Genomic DNA, 15305 nt, shown 5'->3' with positions numbered 1-15305 from the left:
CTTGGCTGACGGAGACGAAAAACCTGACAACGGAATCGGGTGAACGGTCCGCCGGCAAGGAGAACATGTTTCCGGTCCGGTGGGACGCCCCGGGCAGCTGCCAATCTAGGGGGCGTGCAGGGCAACGGGCAACGCGGCGTCGGTCAGCCTGGAACATTCATTTCGGAGCGACGCGCCAGATCTCGCCGGTCACATCGTCATCCACGAGCAGTGAGCCGTCCTTCTGCACGGCGACCGAGCTGGGCCGGCCCCAGACTTCGGTGTCGCTGGCGACGAAACCCGTCACGAAGTCCTGGTAGCGGCCCGTCGGCACGCCATCCTTCATGAACACCCGGACCACTTTCGACCCCGTGCGCGTCTGCCGGTTCCAGGAGCCGTGAAAGGCGACGAACAGGTCGGCGTCGTAGGCCTTCGCGAACGCCGCAGGGGCGGCCGGCGGCGCCTCGTACATGACCATGCCGAGTGGTGCTGCGTGTGCCGTCAGCAGCAGATCGGGCGCTGTCACCTTGTCGCGAAGGTCGGGTCGATGGCCGGCGAGACGGGGGTCTTCATGAGCGCCGATGTAGAACCAGGGCCAGCCATAGAAGGCGCCTTCCTTCACCCGGGTCAGGTAGTCCGGCGGCAGGTTGTCGCCCAGCAGATCGCGCTCGTTGACGCTGCACAGCAGGTTCCCGGTGCGTGGGTAGAGGTACATGCCGACGCAGTTGCGCAGCCCCGCGGCATAGGTGCGCCGGTTCTTGCCATCGGCATCGAACGCCAGCACCACGGCGCGGCCTTCCTCCTCACCCCAGGCTGCACCCAGGCCGTGCCTGGCTTCCCAGCCGGCAAGCGGCTCGGGAGGCGTCTTGCCGATGCCCTCGGCGACGTTCGTCGCCGAGCCGATGGACAGGAACATCGTGCGTCCGTCGGCAGAGAACACCAGCGTCCGGGACGAGTGCGCGCCGACGGCCTGGGACAGCTTGGGAACGACCACTTCGGGCTCACCGCCGGCCACAAGGTCGCCGTTGCGGTACGGATATCGGACGACGGAATTGACGAAGGCCACGTAGAGGTACCGCGGGTCGGAGCCTGTCGGCCAGAAAGCCAGGCCGAAGGGGCGGTCCATGCCCGACGCAAAGGTGCTCACCACATCGGCGGTCTCGCCCGTGGACGACCGGAACACCTTGACCAGCCGTTTCGTCGTGGACGAGATGAAGATGTCCCCGTTGGGTGCCTTGACCGTGACGCGGCCGCGATCAGGGTCCCTGGCCCACAAGCTGATCTTGAAGCCCTCGGGAACCAACGGCAACGCGCCCTCGGGGCGTGGCACCGTGCGGGGCCCGTTGCTCGCGCTTTCGGTGGCGAAGGGCTTGGGCAGGTCGGCCACCTTCCACTCATGGATCCGCCCCGGTCGATCAGCACTCCAGCTGCCCACGTCTGCACCAGGGACCGCCGGCTTGCTGGCCGCAGTGCTCACCGCCACCGTGGTCGCCGGGCCTGAAAGCTTTTCGAGATAGGCCAACAGCGCCCGGCGTTGTGCCTTGTCCGCCATGCTGATCGGCATGGTGGTGCCGGGTGCATAGGCCGAGGGGTCGGCGATGAACCTGTCCAGCTCCGCCTTCGTCCAGACCTTGCCCTTTGCACCCAGCGCGGACAGTGCCGCCGAGTAGCCGAAGCCCTGCGCTTCACCCACCCTGCGCCCGACGATGCCATGCAGGCCGGGGCCCATCAGCGCGCGCCTGTCCGGTGTCGCGGTGTGGCACATGGCGCAGTTGCTGTCGAACAGTCGTTGGCCCAGGGCGATGTCTTGCGCCTGAGCGGGTGCCGTGGCCGCCAGGGCGAGCAGGCCGAACGCCGCGGCCCGCATGAGGTGAAGGGGGTTCAATGGATCTCCTGTGATCGTTGTGCAACCGGGCAGCGTCATGCGGCCGTCAGAACCGCAGCAGCAACCGGCCGCCGTAGCGCCCCGTCGCCATGGCCGGCTCACCCGCCGGCCCGGTCAGGTCAGCGGCCTGCCCCTTGGCGCCCATGGCGGGGATGGCGTGCAGGAAGCCGATGTCGCTGGCTGGGAAATCCACGCTGGTGGTCGGGAAGTCTGCCAGCCTCGCGCCCAGTTGCAGATAGCCTGCCCCGTCGTTGACGATGGTGAGGTCCCCAACTGGTGAGCTCAGCCGCAGCCAGCGAGGGTCCGCGAAGTAGCCGGCAGGCGGCGCGATGTCGTACACACCCAGCACGGGCCCGCGCAGGCGGTTCTGCCAGACGGGGCTCGGCCCGCGCACGAGCGCGCGGGGCTTGCTGGCCTCAACGAGCGGCCGATCAAAGCCGACACCGTGGTACAGCGTGGGGCCTTGGAGCTGGTAGCCGTAGTCCAGCGCAAGCACGCCGCCGCCGCCGCCGTCGTCGTCTTCGCCGAGCGTCCAGCGCACGCGGTCCAGCCCGCCGGCGCCAGGCGCTTCCAGCCAGGCGCCTTGCGGCCCGGTGCCTGCGGTCACGACGACCTGAGCCGTCGGCACGGCGAAGCGGTCTGCTTCGAAGGCCAGCCGCAGAGACACCACCGAGGGCGTGCGCCGCACGCCCGCCAGGCGGGTCACGCGCAGCGCCTTCACGGCCTGGGGCGGGAAGATGTAGGACTGCCCGTCGCGCGCCACCCGCGCGCCGTCAAAGACGGTCTTCCAACGCTGACCGTCGGCAGACAGATCCAGCCTGAAGCTCGCCCAGCCGTCGGTCTCGGTGATGCCGAGGTCGATGGTTGCAACATTGGCCATCGTCGGCGTGGGGAACTCGTAGACGCCGTCGGCCGCGGCGGCCGGTTCCATCCATGCTGGCTCGGCGGCCTGCCTGGGCCGGGCGACGACCAGGCGCGGCCCGTTGGACAAGGGTTGCACCTTTCCGTCCCTTGCCAGTTCAAGCAGCAGCCCGGTGCGGGCATCAAAACGCGCGGACACGGCACCGGCCTGCAGCCGGATGCTGTCGCCGTCTCTCACCACTGCAGGCGTGCCGGCATGCTGGCGTGCGAGGCGGGAGGGCCGGTCCGGCGCTGCCCAGACCCAGGTCCACAGATGCTGGTCGCCCTGGGTTGCCGTCAGGCGCAGCGCATCCGCCTCGCGCCAGGCCGCGGGCAGCGGCAGCTTCAACTCACCCGCGGCATGCGGAGCCACGGCCGGCCCGGAGAGGTCGCTTTGGGCAAGCACGCGGGCGTCCGGGCTGCGGTCCTGCGGTTGGGCGAACCGAATCCATTCCCACTGGAAGCGCACCGCCGCCAGCGTCGTGAAATCGAACGCGTTGCGCAGTTTCAGCACGCCGTTGAATTGATCGTCGAGCGTTGGCGGCGCGATCTGCACCGGTGACCAGATCTCCTTGACTGTGTAGTAGCTGGGCTCCTTCTCGTGCCGGGGGCCGACGATGCCGTCCGGCGCGTAGGTGCCGAACACGTCGATGCGCCCGCCCTGGTCGGTGCGCACGAGGCCTTCATCCGCCAGGTTCCAAAGGAAGCCGCCCGCGCCGCGCGGCGAGGCGCTCATGGCTCGCCAGTAGTCGTCCAGGCCGGCACCCAGGCCGCCGTCGAACAGGCCGTGCAGGAACTCGGTGGGCATCACCAGCAGCGGGCCGGCCAGCCGGCGCAGCAGGTCGGGGTAGCGCGGGTAGTGCTTGGTGTCGATGCCGCCAAAAGCCTCCCACGGGTGGAGCAACGGCCGCGCCTGCGGGTCGTAGAGGGCGAAGTCGCCGTCCAGCTCGCGGTTCCAGCCGCCTTCGTTGCCGTTGGACCAGAACAGGATGCTGGGGTGGTTGACGTCGCGCTCCACCAGCTCGCGCACGAGCTTGCGGCCCACCTCCGTGTCATGGGCCTTCTGCCAGCCGCTCAGCTCGTTGATGACGTACAGCCCCAACTCGTCGGCCGCCTCCAGGAAGGCCTTCTCGGGCGCGTAGTGGGCCACGCGCATGGCGTTCATGTTCATGGACCGAATGAGCCGCGCGTCCTCATAGGCCTGGGCGCGCGACACGGCGCGGCCCGTCTCCGGGCGGAAGCTGTGGCGGTTCACGCCCTTGAGCATGATGCGCTGGCCGTTGAGGTACAGGCCCTGGCCCTCGCGCACCTCGAAGGTCCGAAAGCCGAAGCGCTCGCTGACCTGGTGGACGGCCTTGTCGCCTTCGAACAGCGTGAGCTGCAGGAAGTACAGGTGCGGCGTTTCGGTGGACCAGAGCAGCGGCTGGTCGATCCGCCCCTGGACGCGCACGCGCCCGGCGCCGCCGGTGGGAAGTGCGGCGGAGAAGGGTTGGCCCACGGCCGTGCCGTCGCGGGTGGTGACCTGGGCCGCCAGCCGGGTCACCGTGCGCGGCGCCCGCAGCGTCACGTCGGCCGTGAGCTCGCCGCTGGCCTGGGCGTTGATGGCCACGTGCGCGATGGACTGCAGCGGCGACGCCTCCAGCCACACCGGCCGGTAGATGCCACCGAACACCCAGTAGTCGCCATGGCGCTCGGCGATGTCGGTGGCCGTGGCGGCCGAGGCCTCGCTGACTTGCACCTCGATCTCGTTGTCCTCGCCCGGCTTGAGCCAGCGGGTGATGTCGTGGCTGAAGCGGTTGAACCCGCCCTGGTGGATGGACCCCGTGACGTTGCCGTTGACCTTCACGAGGGTGTCGGTCATCACCGCATCGAAGACCACGCGGACCGTGCGGCCCTGCCACTCGGCCGGCACGCTGAAGCGGCGTCGGTAGGTCGCCTTGTCCGCCGCCCGCGGGCCTTTGTCGTAGCCGTACTGGTAGTGGCCAAAGCCTTGCTGTTGCCAGTTGGACGGCACCTTGATGCGCGCCTGCTCGCCCGCGCGCTGCCCGCCGTCGATGACGAAGTCCCAGTCCACCGCGTCATCCGGGCCGGTGCCCGACAGCATCAGCGTCTCGGTGCGCGGCGCGTCCGCGGCCAGCGCCAGCGGCGCCAGCAGGCCGCAGACGAGCAGGCCGGCCAGCCACTTCAGTGCTGCAAGCTTGACGTTCACCGGGTGTACTTGCGCCTACTCGATGACGAGCAGCGACACACCCTGCCGTGGCAGCGTGAAGCTCAGCGTCGCACTGCCATTGGCCACCGCCAGCACCGGCAGCGCGGCCGGCGCCATCACCGAGGCGGCTTCCAGCTGGGCGTACTGCTTCGCGTCCGGCGCCTGGGGCGCGCCCATCGCCTGCCAAGGCGTGAATGCGTTCGCGTGGGCCTTGTCGACGCGCCACTGCGTCACCGACCGCGTCGCCTGCCCGCCCAGGCCCGCCAGCTTCAAGCTGACCGCCGCATCCGGGCCGCTGGCATCGTCGTCGTGATAGTGCCAGGTCATCACGGCAATCTTGCCGTCGGGCGTGCGGGTGGCCAGCACGCCCACATCCGGGCGGCCGCGGACCCCGTTCGCCACGATGTCCTCCAGCGCCACTTCGGCGTCGCTGGTGGCGCGCAGCTGCGTTGGCCCCAGCTTGGCGAACATGCGGAAGATGTTGAGGACCGGCAGGTCGACACCGTTCGTCGCCAGTTGGCGATAGCCCGCAAACCAGGGCTGGTCTTCGAACGTGAAGGCCCAGGTCAGAGCGCCTTCCAGGTTCACCTGGTGGCGGTCGGCGAGCTGCCAGATGCGCTTGTAGCTGGCCGCCGTGTAGCTGGAGTACATGGTGCCGTTGCGGTAGGCGTTCTGCGGGCCTGGGCAGGCGGCGCAGCCTTCGGGGTCGTTCTCGCCGATGACGATGGGCTTGTCCTTCAGCTCGGGCACCGCGGCGATCTTCTGGAAGCCGTTGGCGATGCCGCTCAACTGGGGCGCCATGCCCATGCGCACATGCCCGTCGACGAACCGAGGGCTGCCCTTGGCGTGGAAGGCGAGGAAATCGGTCGGCGTGCCGATCTGCCCCGTCGCATGGTTGCGGCCGCTGACGACATGCTTGAGGAAGGCGTCCATGAACGCCCCCCCGGAGCCCGCAACGTCGGGGCCACCCACGCGAGCCTCGGGCAGTGCCCGGCGCACGGCGTCGATGGCGTAGTCATGCAGCTTGTTGAACTCTTCCTGCGTGCCGGTCCAGTAGGCCGGGCCGTTGGGCTCGTTCCAGACTTCGAAGTACCAGCGCAGCACTTCCTCGCGGCCGTAGCGCTCCACGCAGTGCCTGGTCCACTGGAAGACCAGCTCGGCCCACTTGGCGTAATCCTTCGGCGGGGCGTTCCAGGCGCCGGCGATCAGGTCGTAGGCGAAGCCGGGGCGCCAGCTGTGCTGGTACGGCGTGCCCGGCTTGGCGCTCGACAAGGCCTGCGGCATGAAGCCAATCTGCAGGTAGGGCCGCACGCCGCGTTCGAGGTAGCTGTCGATGATGCGGTCGGTGACGGCCCAGTCGTAGACCGGCTTGCCGTCACGGTCCTCGGTGTAGGCATTCGTGCTGCCCCACTTGAACGCCGGCGTGCCGTCACCCGTGTTCAGCAGGTTGTGCGCGCGGAAGTACACGCTCCCCGGCCGCAGCTCGCCCAGCCGCTTCATCAACTTGCGGCCGTCCTTCATGGTCGCGTAGTTGGGCTCGTCGGCGCCGAAGAAGCGCCAGATGGGCTTGAGCTCGCCAGCTGTGCGGCCGGCGTCCACCTCGATATGGACCGGGAAGGGTTCGGCGGTTTGAGCCTGCGTGGCAGCGGCGATCAAGCCGGCCATGACGATGGCGACGGGCCGGGGCAGTGGCTGGAGCTTCATGGCATGAATGGCGTGAAACGAGAGGTCGAAGGGCTCGGACCGCGATCATGACGACATCCACTGCGTGTGCCGCTCGCAATTCCTCGCCGAGTGTAGGAAGGGCCTTCGCTGCGCCACATGCGCCCAGCTATTCACTCAAGAACGTGAGCGCGTGCCGTCGGTGGCCCTGGCCCGCGATGGGCTCTTCTTTTCCCTGGCCGCAGGCAGCGTCGCGTTGTACTTGAGGGACAACTCGATCCAGTAGTCCAGCGCCGCCTTCGTCTGTACCGCCGTCGAGGCGACGAACACATAGCCTGGGTAGGGGCGCCCCTTCATGACCACCGTCTCGACACCGTCACGTTGGAGCGCCATCTCGTGCAGCGCCGGGTCGATGCGGCACATCAGCCGTTCGGGCCTCGCCGTCACGCACAGGTGGTCGCGCACCATGAAGCCGGCGCTGCCGAACATGCGCTTCTCACGCACGTCGGCGACACCGGCCAGCGCGTGGCGAACGCGATCTACCAGGTCGTCGCTGATCGGGGACGTGTTCACGGAGATTCCTGATGTCGCCTTGACGGCGCCAGTATCTGCCAGGGGTGGCACCGGGAGCGTCAATTGCCGCGCACCACCAACGTCCTCCCGGGAGCTTCAGCTGCCTTCTCGTGAGACTGCCTTCATCCTCCATGTCGATGACAACCTGGACAACCTTGCTTCGACGAAGCTGATCCTGGATCGTCCCGGCATCGAGGTGGTATCCGCCGAGTCCGCCGCGGTGGCGGTGGAACGGCTGACGCAGCACGACTTTGCGCTGGCGCTGGTCGACGTCACCATGCCCGACGTCAATGGCTTCCAGCTTGCCGAGTCCATGCGCGATGAGGCGCTTTCCCGCGAAGTTCCCATCATTTTTCTGACGGGCGACGGCGGCGACGCGGCGCGGACTTTCCGTGGCTACGAGGCCGGTGCCGTCGACTTCCTGGTCAAGCCGGTGCACCCTCAGGTGCTGGAAAGCAAGGTCGGTGCGTTTGTCGCCCTCTATCTGCAGCGCAAGTCGCTGCGTGATCAGAAGGACGACTGCGAGCGCCTGTTGAGAGCCAACCAGCGGATGGCTTCGGAGCTGGAGCGTGCGCACGAGCTGGCGGTCCAGGCAGCTTTTACCGACGATTTGACCGGCACGCCGAACCGCCGGCACATCCTGAAACTCGCGCTGAGCGCCCTGAACGACCCGCGCAGGCATTCCCAGCCGGTGAGCCTTGCGCTGCTGGACCTGGACCACTTCAAGAGAGTCAACGACACACGTGGCCACGCCGTCGGGGACGCCGTGCTGCGCCACTTCTGCGATCACACCCAGGCCCATCTGCGATCTGGCCAGGCCATGGGCCGCATCGGCGGCGAGGAATTCCTCCTGCTGCTCCCGGGCACCGAGATGGCGGAGGCCTGCACCGCGCTCGAGCGGGTGCGCCACACGCTGGAGCCGCATGCCGGTATTGCCTACACCTTCTCGGCTGGCGTCGCGCAGGCCCGCCCGGACGAGGCGCTGGATGCCGTGCTGGAGCGTGCCGACCGGGCGCTCTACGTTTCCAAGGAGCGCGGCCGGGACTGCACGTCCAGCGAATTGATGGATCTCTGAGCGCCATGAACGTGGATTACGCCGAGCGGCGCGAGCGCATGGTGGCCACACAGCTGGCCGCCCGCGGCATCCGCGCCGACGCGGTGTTGCGGGCGATGCGCACCGTGCCGCGCGAGTTTTTCGTCGAAGCGGGCTTCGAGGACGTCGCCTACCAGGACGCAGCCATGCCCATCGCCCAGGGCCAGACCATCTCCCAGCCTTTCATCGTCGCGCTGATGATCGAGGCCGCCGAAGTGAAGGCGGGCGACGCGGTACTGGAGATCGGCGCGGGCTCGGGCTATGCGGCTGCCGTGATGAGCCGCATCGCCGCGCACGTGTCGGCAATCGAGCGCAGCGAGGTGCTCGCTCGCCGTGCGCATGAGCGCCTGGCGGCGCTCGGCTACGACAACGTGGAGATCACCACCGGCGACGGCAGCGGCGGCTGGCCCGGCGGTGGGAGCTTCGATGCCATCCTTGTCGCCGCGTCGGGCCCGGACGTGCCGCCCGGGCTCAAGGCCCAGCTCGCGCCCGGCGGCCGCCTGGTCATCCCGGTCGGTAAAACCCGAGGCCAGACCCTCGTCAAGGTGAGGCGCCTGGCGAACGGCCACTTCGACCAGCAAGCGCTCGCCGACGTGGCCTTCGTGCCATTGATCGGCGCACAGGGCTGGGCCGAGGAGGAGGCCAGGTCATGAGCGCCGCCCCGGGCAAGCTCGCTGCTCGCTTCCCGGCCCGACCCCTACCGCCTTAGGCGCCTGAGAGAGTCTTTAGGGGAAGGCGCATGCGCCCCAAGCTCGATCAGCTGCGTCTGGCCGCCGCCGAGTGGCCGGCCAAGTAGGGCACGGTGACGACGCGGCCGCCCCAGCCGCGCACCAACGGTGTCTCAGGCAGTTGTTCCGCCGCGTGGTCGCTGCCCTTCACGTACACGTCGGGCCGCACCGCCTGCAGCAGCGCCGCCGGCGTGGCCTCTTCGAACCACGTCACCCAGTTCACGCAGGACAGGGCCGCGATGACGTGGGCGCGCTCGTGCAGCGTGCAGCAGGGACGCTCACCCGGCTTGCCCAGGTCGTGGGCGGAGGCGTCGCTGTTCAGCGCAACCACCAGCACATTGCCCTGGCGGCGTGCCGCCTCCAGGCAGCTGACGTGGCCGACATGCAGCAGGTCGAACACGCCGTTGGTGAACACCAGCGGCCGCTCCAGCCATGCCAGCCGCTCGATCAGCTGCTCGGGTGCCAGGCATTTGAAGGCGCCATTCCAGTTGCTCTGCACCTTGCATCTCCTGCCGGTTGAAGCCCCCGGTCATGTTCCAGGCGAGGCGCTGCGCGTTGGCGCAGACGAGGTCCCGTGCGCCAGCGCATTGGCCGGCCTCGACGCCGTCGATGGAGACGCCGAATTCAACCTGCAGTCTGTGCAGCAGAACTTGCCGCAGCTGCGCAAACTGCGCTCGCGTGAACGGGCCGCTCCGTTGGGGGGCGATGACGAGGGCCGCGCCCGCGCGCTGCCGCCGCGCCAGTCGACCATGGCGAGCTGGACGGCGATGGCAGGCGCCGTCAACGCCGCCTTCGCAGCGTCGGCGGTGAGGAAGCGGCTGACGGTTGGTGCTGGGCTCAAGGGGCTTTTGCGCAGGGTGCGGAAGGCCCAACGATTGGCAAATGCCGCTCCCACCGGCCGCGAGGGCCGATGCTGGCCGAGCGGCTGCACCTGATGCCGCAGGCGGGCCACCATGGCGGCCAGACCGTCGGCAACCTGCTCAAGCCGCTTGCCGTGCCCTTGCTCTGTTCTGCGGCCAGTCGACGGGTGTGAGCCGGTCACCGGCCAGCAGGAGCTGCGGCACTTGTTGGAACAGCCAGCGACCCGCCTGGCAGCGAAACGACCACGTCAGGTCGAATCGCTCGGACGGCCAGTTCTCCGGCACTTCATCGACTGTCGTGATCGCCTTGGCAAGTTTGGGGAGATCGTCGTGCCGCCAGCAAACCAGCACCGGCGCATCCAGCGACCGCAAGTGCCACGCGAGTTTGTCTACCGGATCGTGGTCCGACCAGCGTTCGTCGACGGCAACCCCGAGGCGGTCGGCCAGGCCTTCCACGGTGTCATAGGGGCGGGTCGACGGATGCCTTGCCGTTGGCCGGGCCGCAAGGATGTGCTGCGGGCGCTCCAGCACCTGCGGATGCAGGCGTTCAGCCAGTGCCGAGAAGTACGGAACCAGCGCGCCGGCGCGGCGCCAGCCTTGAACGCTGAGCGAGTTGGGATCGTCGCGACCGGATTCATCCACGCCGCCGTCTTCGCCGTGTGGCTTCTCGGCGTGGCGAATCAGCATGATGCATTTCGACATGGCTGAACTTCAACTGCTGCATCGCAGCATGCGCCAAGCCAGCGGTGGCATGTGTAGGACGGAATGCCGCATGGTTGGCAAGCCTGCAAGGCGGTTCAACGAGGCAGGAGGCACCGCGCGTGGGTACGTGATTTGCCGTCGAAGCAGGGCGGCGCCATCGACCGCTACACAGCTACGGAGACCACCATGAACACTGACAACACCACCGGCCCCACCATCGCTGCCTCGAAGGTTGAAGGCACCGAGGTCTACAACCTGCAGGGCGACAAGCTCGGCTCCATCGACGACCTGGTCATCGACAAGGCCTCCGGGCAGGTGCGCTACGCCGCCCTGGAGTTCGGCGGCTTCCTGGGCATGGGCACCGATCTCTATCCCATGCCCTGGTCCAAGCTGAAGTACGACACCGCCAAGGACGGCTATGTGGTGAACCTCGACAAGTCGCAGCTGGAAGGCGCGCCGCGCTATGCCCGCTACAGCGAGCCGGCATACACGCGCGACTACGGTCGCAAGGTCTACGACTACTACGGCGAGACCTGGGTTTGATCTCGACAGGGCGGTTCGTACCGCCCTTGCCGAAGACAAGCTCTGAATTCACCGGCTCCGGTGCCCGCCGGAGTCTTTCCAAACCATCAGCCAGCAGGAACTCCCATGCCCACCAGCGCAACGAAGACCTCAGCCAAATCCACCAAGAGCACGGCCAGGAAACCCGCCAGCCCGACGACACGCGATTCGACACCGGACGCGATCGATCTGCTGACCGCCGATCACCGGGAGGTGAAGTCCCTGTTCCGGGCCTATGACAAGCTTGTCAAGGCCGATGGCGATGCCGGCGAGAAACAAGCCATCGCGCTGCAGATCTGCGTCATGCTGACCGCGCACGCCACGGCCGAGGAAGAGCTCTTCTATCCGGCCGCGCGGGACGTGCTGGGCGACGACGCCGACCTGATCGACGAAGCCGACATCGAGCACGCCAGCGCCAAGGAACTCATCGCGCAGATCGAAGCCGGCTCGCCCGATGACGATCACTACGACGCCAAGGTGAAGGTGCTTGGCGAGTACATCGACCATCACGTCAAGGAAGAGGAAGGCGAGATGTTCCCCAAGATCCGCAAGTCCGACCTCGACCTGGATACCTTGGGTGAAGCCATCGCCGGGCGCAAGGCGGAGTTGATGGGGCAGGACGCTGAGCCGCACTGACGGCGTCGTTCAATCCAAGGAGAAGCCATGAGTGAGGCCATCGCCGACGTTCACCGGGGTGTGCGGTTCACGGTGGAGGCGGTGCCTCGCAGCGGCGGCTTCGAAGGACGCTTCGCGATCCTTGACGTGGCCGCCGCTGGCCAGGTTGGCACGGATGACAGCTACCGCCCGACAACCGACAACCTGTGGGCTACGGAGCAGGAAGCATTGACCTATGCCACCGAGGCCGCTCACCACGCCATTGAGGGGATACCGGCGTTCGACAAGGGAACGCCGGGGTTGTAGTGCGAGCACGTCGTTGCTGCCGTGGTTGAGCGCCTCGACGCTGCCGGACTGCCCCCGCGGGCCGAACTGTTCGCAAGACGGCGCGACGCGCCTGGCTATATCTGCACGCGTGTGCCCAGTTCGACCACCGCGTTGTCCGGCAACCGGAAGAACCTGGCGACCCCGCTGGAGTTGCGGCTCAATGCTGCAAACAGGCGCTCACGCCAGTTCGCCATGCCGCCACCGGGAGTCGGCACCACCGTCTCGCGGCTGAGGAAGTAGCTGGTCTCGAAGGGCTCGATGCGCAAGCCCTTGGCCTCGCACAGCGCCAGTGCCAGGGGAACGTCGGGCTCCTCCATGAACCCGTAGTGGACGAGCACGCGCCAGAAGCCTGGCGCCAACGATGTCAATTCGAGGCGGTTGGCTGCGTCGACCATCGGCCGGTCGTGGAACATGACGTTCAGGATGACGTTCGTTTCGTGCAGGACCTGGTTGTGCTTGAGGTTGTGCAACAGGGCCTGCGGCACGAGGTTCGGGTCGGCGACGGCATAGACCGCCGTGCGCTGTGCACGATGGGCCTCGCCCAGGGCGAGGCTCTCAATGAAGGGCTGGAGTTCGATGCCTTCGCTGCGCAGGCCGGCCATCAGCAGCTGACGGCCGCGCGCCCAGGTGCTCATCAAGACAAACAGCATCAGGCCCAGCGCCAGCGGAAACCATCCGCCGTCGAAGAACTTGATGGCGCAGCCGGCCACCAGCAGCATGTCCACGGCCAGGAAGAACACCGTGGCGCCGATCGCCAGCGGCGCGGGGAGCTTCCAGCCGTCGCGAATGACGAAGAAGGTCAGCACGGTCGTGATCAGCATCGTCAGCGTCACCGCGATGCCGTAGGCCCCCGCCAGCGCCGATGAGCTGCCAAACATCAGCACCGCACCGATGACGCCGGCCAGCAGTGCCCAATTGACCGCCGGCACGTAGATCTGCCCGGACTCGCTGGCGGAGGTATGGCGCAAGGTGAGGCGCGGCAGGAAGCCGAGCAGGATGGCCTGTTTGGTCATCGAGTAGGCCCCGGAAATCACGGCCTGCGAGGCGATCACGGCGGCCATCGCAGCGAGGCCGACCATGGGCAGCACCAAGGCGCTGGGGAAGAGGCGGAAGAACGGGTTCTCGATGGCAGTGGCGTCTCCGATCAGCAGCGCGCCCTGGCCCAGGTAGTTGAGCGCCAGCGCGGGAAACACCAGCCCCGTCCAGGCCAGGCGGATCGGCCTCACGCCGAAATGGCCCATGTCGGCGTAGAGGGCCTCGGCGCCCGTCAATGCCAGCACGATGGCGCCGACGGCAGCGAACAGATGCCATCCCCGCGTGCTGAGGAAGGCCCAGGCCTCCAGCGGGTTGAGTGCAGCCAGGATCTCGGGATGCTGGGTGATGTGCATGACGCCGATGGCGCCGAGCACGGCGAACCACAGCACGATCACAGGCCCGAACACCTTGCCCACCGCCGCCGTGCCATGGCGCTGCACCAGAAACAGCCCCACCAGGATGGCCACCGAGATCGGCAGCACATAGGGCTTCAAGGTCGGCGTCACGACCTCCAGGCCTTCGATGGCGCCCATCACCGAGATCGCGGGCGTGATGACGCTGTCGCCATAGAACAGCGTCGCCCCGAACAGGCCCAGCAACAGCAGCGCGCCGCGCAGCCTGGGCCGCTGCTGCACGGCATGGGCGGCCAGGGCCGTCAACGCGAGTGCGCCGCCTTCACCGCGGTTGTCGGCGCGCAGGATCAGGATCACGTACTTGAGCGTGACGACGAACATCAGCGCCCAGACGATCACCGAGACCGCGCCCACCAGGTTGTGGGTGTCCAGCGTGACGCCGGTAGCGGGCAGGAATACTTCCTTGAGCGTGTAGAGGGGGCTGGTGCCGATGTCGCCATAGACGACACCGATTGCGCCGAGCGTCAGTGCGGCCAGGCCGCTGCGTTGGGTCTCAAGGCTCATGAACGGGAAACTGGGTGGGATGGAGCCAGTTTCCCGTAGGCGGTGTAAAGAACGTATAAAGATCGCGGCAGCCCGCTGCCGGCGTGTGCGCCACGCGCCAACCAGGCTGGCGAGAGTTCAGCCTTGGCGCAACACCGGAAGGTCGCGGGCAGTACCGTTCACTCGGCCTTGAGGACTATCCGGCGGAGATGTGGCGGCGGCGATGCTGAGGTATTCGGAGGGAACGGGGGCTTCGGTCGACGCTGGCAGCCTGACCCGGATCAGCGTGCCCTGATTCGGCGCCGAGGTCACCGACAAGCTGCCGTGCTCGGCTTCGACCCTGAATCTCATGCCCAGCAGGCCGTAGCTCGAGTTCGTCGCAGCGTTGGCATCGAAGCCGACGCCGTCGTCCCGCACCGTCAGTTCGGCCTGCCCCTGGATGATGCCCAGGTTCAGCCACAGCTGGCGCGCGCGCGCATATTTGCTGACGTTGGTGATGGCTTCCTGAACGACGCGATAGACGACGAGTTCGGCGGCCTCGGCGAGCCGCACGGGCGCCAGCTCGCAATGCACCAGCACGCCGGAGCGCTTCGCGAAATCGCCGGCCAGGATGTCCAGCGTGACGGCCAGGCCCAGGGTGTCGAGGGTGGACGGGCGCAGGTTCTCGATGATGTCCTGCTTCAGCGCGATGCCGCTGTTGAGCTTCTCGATCAGCCGCGTCAGCGGCTCCAGCGCCTCGGGTGCGAGGCTCGCGACGCGGGTCTTGATGCGCGCGGCATCAAGCTTGGCGGACGTCAGCAGCGAGCCCATCTCGTCGTGCAGGTCGCGCGCCAGCCGGGCCCGCTCCTGCTCGCGCGCCGTTTCGATGTGATGCGCCAGCTTGACGAGCTGCGCGGTGCGGCGCGCCACCTCGACCTCCAGCCGCTCACGCTCGATCTGCACCAGGCGCTGGCGTTCCTGCTTTTCGCGCTCGCGCTGGTCTTCCAGCGCGAGCCCCTGGCGCAGGTACAGGAACAACGCAGCGAGGCTGGCCACGCTCAGCAGCGCCACGCCCAGGCGGTTGAGCAGCAGCGTGCGGTGGATGTCGGTCTGCTGATCGGTGGGGGCGGCGCGCAGTTCCTCCAGCCTGGCGGTGCCGGCGCGCAGGGCGCTGAGTTCACCCAGCACGTCTTCAGACTGCCAGTAGGAACTCTCGCCCACCAGCACCACGGTCAACGCTGCGGCGCAGGCCAGGGGAACCAGGATGGGATGCCGGGCTAGAACCGAGAGAATCTTCACGG

General features: G+C 67.8%; 14 protein-coding genes. 6 read left to right on the top strand and 8 right to left on the bottom strand.

What is annotated here, in order from left to right; translation table 11 throughout:
• Nucleotides 1-157 precede the first annotated feature (157 nt).
• The 4 genes from AC1DW0_RS22470 to AC1DW0_RS22455 form a co-directional block, all read right to left on the bottom strand.
• Complete coding sequence (locus tag AC1DW0_RS22470) at nucleotides 158-1903, bottom strand: PQQ-dependent sugar dehydrogenase (RefSeq protein ID WP_477948115.1); 1746 nt, start codon at nucleotides 1901-1903, stop codon at nucleotides 158-160.
• A gap of 7 nt (nucleotides 1904-1910) precedes the next feature.
• Nucleotides 1911-4973 carry a glycoside hydrolase family 2 protein gene (locus tag AC1DW0_RS22465; protein ID WP_477948113.1) on the bottom strand — a complete coding sequence of 1021 codons (3063 nt, stop codon included), beginning with the start codon at nucleotides 4971-4973 and terminating at the stop codon, nucleotides 1911-1913.
• Between the two features lie 15 nt (nucleotides 4974-4988).
• A complete protein-coding gene (locus tag AC1DW0_RS22460; protein WP_477948111.1) occupies nucleotides 4989-6677 on the bottom strand; it encodes a GH39 family glycosyl hydrolase in 1689 nt (562 codons plus the stop codon).
• Between the two features lie 135 nt (nucleotides 6678-6812).
• Entirely contained in the window at nucleotides 6813-7208 is a 396-nt protein-coding gene (locus tag AC1DW0_RS22455; RefSeq protein WP_477948109.1) for a TfoX/Sxy family protein, read from the bottom strand.
• On the opposite strand from AC1DW0_RS22455, the gene AC1DW0_RS22450 reads away from it, so the two are divergent.
• Entirely contained in the window at nucleotides 7201-8283 is a 1083-nt protein-coding gene (locus tag AC1DW0_RS22450) for a GGDEF domain-containing response regulator (RefSeq protein ID WP_477948107.1), read from the top strand. The genes AC1DW0_RS22455 and AC1DW0_RS22450 overlap by 8 nt on opposite strands.
• Before the next feature lie 5 nt (nucleotides 8284-8288).
• The gene (locus AC1DW0_RS22445; RefSeq protein WP_477948105.1) at nucleotides 8289-8954 is read left to right on the top strand and encodes a protein-L-isoaspartate(D-aspartate) O-methyltransferase; all 666 of its coding nucleotides are present in this window, start codon (nucleotides 8289-8291) and stop codon (nucleotides 8952-8954) included.
• Nucleotides 8955-9057: 103 nt separating this feature from the next.
• On the opposite strand, the gene AC1DW0_RS22440 is transcribed toward AC1DW0_RS22445, so the two are convergent.
• Nucleotides 9058-9528: an adenylyltransferase/cytidyltransferase family protein gene (locus AC1DW0_RS22440; protein ID WP_200955306.1), complete on the bottom strand. Its 471-nt coding sequence runs from the start codon at nucleotides 9526-9528 to the stop codon at nucleotides 9058-9060.
• Nucleotide 9529: 1 nt separating this feature from the next.
• Here AC1DW0_RS22440 and AC1DW0_RS22435 point away from each other — a divergent pair, with 1 nt between their 5' ends.
• Nucleotides 9530-9964, top strand: coding sequence for a hypothetical protein (locus tag AC1DW0_RS22435; RefSeq protein WP_477948104.1), 435 nt, complete (start codon nucleotides 9530-9532; stop codon nucleotides 9962-9964).
• A 45-nt stretch (nucleotides 9965-10009) separates the two neighbouring features.
• On the opposite strand, the gene AC1DW0_RS22430 is transcribed toward AC1DW0_RS22435, so the two are convergent.
• Nucleotides 10010-10591, bottom strand: coding sequence for a histidine phosphatase family protein (locus AC1DW0_RS22430; RefSeq protein WP_457350756.1), 582 nt, complete (start codon nucleotides 10589-10591; stop codon nucleotides 10010-10012).
• Between the two features lie 186 nt (nucleotides 10592-10777).
• Between AC1DW0_RS22430 and AC1DW0_RS22425 the strand changes: the two genes are divergently transcribed.
• The 3 genes from AC1DW0_RS22425 to AC1DW0_RS22415 all read left to right on the top strand — a co-directional run bounded on the left by AC1DW0_RS22425 (nucleotide 10778) and on the right by AC1DW0_RS22415 (nucleotide 12073).
• A complete protein-coding gene (locus AC1DW0_RS22425; RefSeq protein ID WP_056201253.1) occupies nucleotides 10778-11134 on the top strand; it encodes a PRC-barrel domain-containing protein in 357 nt (118 codons plus the stop codon).
• 105 nt (nucleotides 11135-11239) lie between these two features.
• Nucleotides 11240-11788 (top strand): hemerythrin domain-containing protein, encoded by a 549-nt coding sequence (locus AC1DW0_RS22420; RefSeq protein ID WP_056199883.1) that lies wholly within the window; start codon nucleotides 11240-11242, stop codon nucleotides 11786-11788.
• A gap of 27 nt (nucleotides 11789-11815) precedes the next feature.
• The gene (locus AC1DW0_RS22415; RefSeq protein WP_457350752.1) at nucleotides 11816-12073 is read left to right on the top strand and encodes a hypothetical protein; all 258 of its coding nucleotides are present in this window, start codon (nucleotides 11816-11818) and stop codon (nucleotides 12071-12073) included.
• 95 nt (nucleotides 12074-12168) lie between these two features.
• On the opposite strand, the gene AC1DW0_RS22410 is transcribed toward AC1DW0_RS22415, so the two are convergent.
• Nucleotides 12169-14046 (bottom strand): potassium transporter Kup, encoded by a 1878-nt coding sequence (locus tag AC1DW0_RS22410; protein ID WP_477948101.1) that lies wholly within the window; start codon nucleotides 14044-14046, stop codon nucleotides 12169-12171.
• A gap of 117 nt (nucleotides 14047-14163) precedes the next feature.
• Nucleotides 14164-15303 (bottom strand): sensor histidine kinase, encoded by a 1140-nt coding sequence (locus AC1DW0_RS22405; protein ID WP_157281781.1) that lies wholly within the window; start codon nucleotides 15301-15303, stop codon nucleotides 14164-14166.
• Between the last annotated feature and the right edge of the window lie 2 nt (nucleotides 15304-15305).

Source organism: Roseateles sp. P4_D2, assembly GCF_056401875.1.
The sequence above is the reverse complement of the archived record's forward strand: the minus strand, read 5'-3'. Positions and strand labels throughout refer to the sequence as shown.

Bases quoted from the DNA above. Each gene is read 5' to 3' on its own strand.
- AC1DW0_RS22415 (WP_457350752.1), top strand. From the start codon at position 11,816: ATGAGTGAGGCCATCGCCGACGTTCACCGGGGTGTGCGGTTCACGGTG.
- AC1DW0_RS22425 (WP_056201253.1), top strand. From the start codon at position 10,778: ATGAACACTGACAACACCACCGGCCCCACCATCGCTGCCTCGAAGGTT.
- AC1DW0_RS22445 (WP_477948105.1), top strand. From the start codon at position 8,289: ATGAACGTGGATTACGCCGAGCGGCGCGAGCGCATGGTGGCCACACAG.
- AC1DW0_RS22430 (WP_457350756.1), bottom strand. From the start codon at position 10,591: ATGTCGAAATGCATCATGCTGATTCGCCACGCCGAGAAGCCACACGGC.
- AC1DW0_RS22420 (WP_056199883.1), top strand. From the start codon at position 11,240: ATGCCCACCAGCGCAACGAAGACCTCAGCCAAATCCACCAAGAGCACG.
- AC1DW0_RS22460 (WP_477948111.1), bottom strand. From the start codon at position 6,677: ATGAAGCTCCAGCCACTGCCCCGGCCCGTCGCCATCGTCATGGCCGGC.
- AC1DW0_RS22410 (WP_477948101.1), bottom strand. From the start codon at position 14,046: ATGAGCCTTGAGACCCAACGCAGCGGCCTGGCCGCACTGACGCTCGGC.
- AC1DW0_RS22470 (WP_477948115.1), bottom strand. From the start codon at position 1,903: ATGACGCTGCCCGGTTGCACAACGATCACAGGAGATCCATTGAACCCC.